This window comes from Aquabacterium sp. UBA2148, from assembly GCF_002328915.1.
Taxonomy (GTDB): domain Bacteria; phylum Pseudomonadota; class Gammaproteobacteria; order Burkholderiales; family Burkholderiaceae_C; genus Aquabacterium; species Aquabacterium parvum.
In genome coordinates this window covers 2,008-5,433 of record NZ_DCXA01000303.1, presented here as the reverse complement: position 1 = coordinate 5,433, position 3,426 = coordinate 2,008, and the positions used below count along the sequence as shown (strand labels likewise).

Below are 3,426 nucleotides of genomic sequence, written 5' to 3'. Positions count from 1 at the left end.
AAGATCCTGCGCCGCGAGCTGCGCGACGAGAAGAAGGCCGCCTGATCTGCTTCAGGTTGCTGAATGAACAAGCCGCTGGTGAGAGCCAGCGGCTTTTTTGTTTGTCGAGGCACTTGCCTGCCTTGCCTGGTGCGACAGTGATGGGCTCAAAGGCCCTTCGTTGAAGCTCACTCGTTGAGAAAGAGGGCCTGCAGGTCGCTCAGGAAGTCGAAGCCCTTGTCGGTGGGCCAGGCGCGCGCCAGGTCGCGTTGCAGCAGGCCTTTGGCCTCGGCTTCGGCCAGCGGTTTCTGGATGCTGGCCAGCGTCAGGCCCGTGCGCTCGGCAAAGCGCTGCAGCTCGAAGCCGTCCTTCAAGCGCAGCGCATTCATCATGAACTCGAAGGGGCGTGCCGACAGGCCGACATCGTGTTCGTTCGAGGTGGCCTGGCCTTGCGCGGCCTGGTCCATGTAGGTGTTCGGCTCGCGCCAGCGCACCTGTCGCACGATGCGGTCCGGGAAGCTGATCTTGCTGTGCGCGCCTGCGCCGATGCCCAGGTAGTCGCCGAACTGCCAGTAGTTGAGGTTGTGCTCGCAGTGGTGGCCAGGGCGCGCGTAGGCCGAGACCTCATAGCGCTGCAGACCTGCCGCGGTGGTGCCTGCGGTCAGCAGGTCGAGCATGTCGAAGGCGGTGTCGTCGTCGGGCAGGTTGGCAGGTGGGCGGCTGCCGAAGACGGTGTTGGGCTCCATCGTCAGGTGATAGAGCGAGAGGTGCGGCGGCGCGAAGGCCAGTGCCTGATCGAGGTCGGCCTGCAGCTCGGCCATGGTCTGGCCGGGCAGGGCGTACATCAGGTCGAGGTTGAAGGTGTCGAAGCAGCGCTGGGCTTCTTCGACCGCAGCGATCGCTTGCGCGCGGTCGTGCACGCGGCCCAGGGACCTGAGCTTGGCGTCGTCGAAGCTCTGCACGCCGATCGACAGGCGCGTGACGCCGGCCTGGCGGAAGGCCTTGAAGCGGTCGCGCTCGAAGGTGCCGGGGTTGGCTTCCAGCGTGACCTCGCAGCCGGGCTCGAGTGGCAGGCGCGCGCGGATGTCGGCCAGCAGGCGGTCGATGGCCTCGGGCGAGAACAGGCTGGGCGTGCCACCACCGATGAAGATGGTGTGCACGCGGCGGCCCCAGATCTGGGGCAGTGCGGCTTCGAGGTCCGCGCGCAGGGCGTCGAGGTAGCGGGACTCCAGCGGTGCGCGCTCGTCGGCATCACCGCGCAGCTCGTGTGAGTTGAAGTCGCAGTACGGGCATTTCTTGAGGCACCAGGGCAGGTGCACGTACAGCGACAGCGGTGGCAGGGCCGTCAGCGCGCCTGGGCGTTGCAGGGTGATCATGGCGTTGCCTCGGGGTGCTCAGTGTTGCCAGGGCCAGGCCGACGTTGCAGCGCCGCCATCGAGGCCCCAGCGCGCGCGCATGAGCGCCAGCAAATGCTGACAGGCGAGTGCGCGGTGGCTGATGGCGTTCTTGATGGCCGGATCGAGCTCGGCGGCGCTGTGGCCGTGCGAAGCGATCCACAGCAGCGGGTCGTAGCCGAAGCCGTGTGCGCCTTGTGGTGCGTCGAGCAATTCACCGCGCCACTGGCCCTCGGCGATCAAGGGCTCGGGATCTTCGGCGTGGCGCACGGCCACCAGCAGGCAGGTGAAGTGGGCGCCACGCTGAGCCTGGCCCTTCATCTGCGTCAGCAGCCACGCGTTGTTGGCCTGGTCGATCTGTTCGCGCGGCAGGCCTTCGGCGATGCGGCCGGCATCCACCGCGTGGCGAGCGGAGCGAACGCCCGGCGCGCCGCCCAGCGCATCCACGCACAGGCCGGAGTCATCGGCCAGCGCCGGCCCAACCGCTGCGGCGGCGGCATGGCGGGCCTTGGCCAGCGCGTTCTCGACGAAGGTGATGTGCGGCTCTTCGGCCTCAGGGATGCCCAGGCTGCCCTGTGTCACCAGCTCGACCCCGAGCGGGGCGATGAGGGCCTGCAGCTCCTTGAGCTTTTTGGCGTTGTTGGAGGCGAGGATCAGTCGCTTGCTCATGCTCGGGGCTTTCGGAAGGCTGGCAGGTCAGTGAGGCAGGGCAGGATGCTCAGGCGTGCCCATGGCGATCACGCGTTGAGCCTGCCTGGGTTGTTCATGCTTGCGCTAGGGCAGCGGCCTGGGCGGCCACGAGTTCGCGGATGCCCTTTTCGGCCAAGGCCAGCAGTTGGTCCATCTCGGCGCGGGTGAAGGCCACGCCTTCGGCCGTGCCTTGCACTTCCACGTAGTGGCCTGCGCCGGTCATGACGACGTTCATGTCGGTGTCGCAGGCCGAGTCCTCGATGTATTCGAGGTCGAGCAGCGGCGTGCCTTCGACGATGCCCACGCTGATGGCGGCCACCGGGTTGAGGATGGGGCTTTCGCTGATCTTGCCTTGGGCGATCAGGCCCTTGACGGCGTCGGCCAGGGCCACGTAGGCACCGGTGATGGCCGCGGTGCGCGTGCCGCCGTCGGCCTGGATGACGTCGCAGTCGATGACGATGGAGCGCTCGCCCAGCTTGGCCAGGTCGACCACGGCGCGCAGGCTGCGGCCGATCAGGCGCTGGATCTCCTGCGTGCGGCCGCTTTGCTTGCCGCGCGCGGCCTCGCGGTCACTGCGGGTGTGGGTCGAGCGCGGCAGCATGCCGTACTCGGCCGTCACCCAGCCTTCGCCGCTGCCGCGCTTGTGCGGCGGCACCTTCTCTTCGACGGAGGCCGTGCACAAGACCTTCGTGTCGCCAAAGCAGATCAGCACCGAGCCTTCGGCGTGGATGGTGTAGCCGCGGGTGATGGTCAGGGGGCGCAGGCTGTCGAGTGCGCGACCGTGGGGGCGGTTGTAGGCCATGGTGGGGTCCGTGAAAAAGGGGTGACGGTGAAAAGCAAAGGCCCGAAGCGGGTGCCCGGGCCGGTGAGAGGGGCGGGTGACTTTGCGAGCCAGCCGCGGAGGGTCATGAGGAAATCAGGCCTGATTCAACCTGTGCAAATCAAGTCGTTTTTTTGGCAGCGGCGCTGGCCGACGAGCGGCGGATGGCCTCGTTGATCTCGCGGATGGATCGCTCGATCTCGGCCTCGTCCAGGTCGTCGACCTCGACATTGTCGCCCGGTGTGCCGGTGTTGCCCACGCTGGCCTGGATGGTCGAGGCGAACACCTCGTCGCCCAGGCTGTCGGTGCTCACGCCAGGTTGGTCGTCGTTGGCCGCTGATTCCCATTCCATGGCCAGCACGGTGACGTTGTCGCACTTGGCGCCACCGTTGCGCAGCGCCATCTCGACCAGCTCGGGCACGGCGTCGGAGATGGTGCGCGTGGCCATGTTCTGGGTGATGGCGTCGTCTTCGACGGTGCCCCACAGGCCGTCGGAGCACAGCATGATGCGGTCGCCTTCTTGCAGCACCAGCGGGCCGGCGG

General features: G+C 67.6%; 4 protein-coding genes. All 4 read right to left on the bottom strand.

The features are described from left to right. Positions 1-167: 167 nt before the first annotated feature. Positions 168-1,355: a radical SAM family heme chaperone HemW gene (hemW, locus tag B2W70_RS16690; RefSeq protein WP_058088076.1), complete on the bottom strand. Its 1,188-nt coding sequence runs from the start codon at positions 1,353-1,355 to the stop codon at positions 168-170. A gap of 18 nt (positions 1,356-1,373) precedes the next feature. Then, positions 1,374-2,042, bottom strand: coding sequence for an RdgB/HAM1 family non-canonical purine NTP pyrophosphatase (rdgB, locus tag B2W70_RS16685; protein WP_286747381.1), 669 nt, complete (start codon positions 2,040-2,042; stop codon positions 1,374-1,376). Between the two features lie 94 nt (positions 2,043-2,136). Continuing rightward, positions 2,137-2,865, bottom strand: coding sequence for a ribonuclease PH (rph, locus tag B2W70_RS16680; protein WP_058088074.1), 729 nt, complete (start codon positions 2,863-2,865; stop codon positions 2,137-2,139). A 139-nt stretch (positions 2,866-3,004) separates the two neighbouring features. Continuing rightward, positions 3,005-3,426, bottom strand: a 422-nt coding sequence (locus B2W70_RS16675; protein ID WP_414631085.1) for a PP2C family protein-serine/threonine phosphatase, incomplete at its 5' end; no start/stop codon positions are given.

What these genes read in the sequence shown, in the direction of transcription:
- hemW (WP_058088076.1), bottom strand. Translation starts at nt 1,355, where the DNA reads ATGATCACCCTGCAACGCCCAGGCGCGCTGACGGCCCTGCCACCGCTG.
- rph (WP_058088074.1), bottom strand. Translation starts at nt 2,865, where the DNA reads ATGGCCTACAACCGCCCCCACGGTCGCGCACTCGACAGCCTGCGCCCC.
- rdgB (WP_286747381.1), bottom strand. Translation starts at nt 2,042, where the DNA reads ATGAGCAAGCGACTGATCCTCGCCTCCAACAACGCCAAAAAGCTCAAG.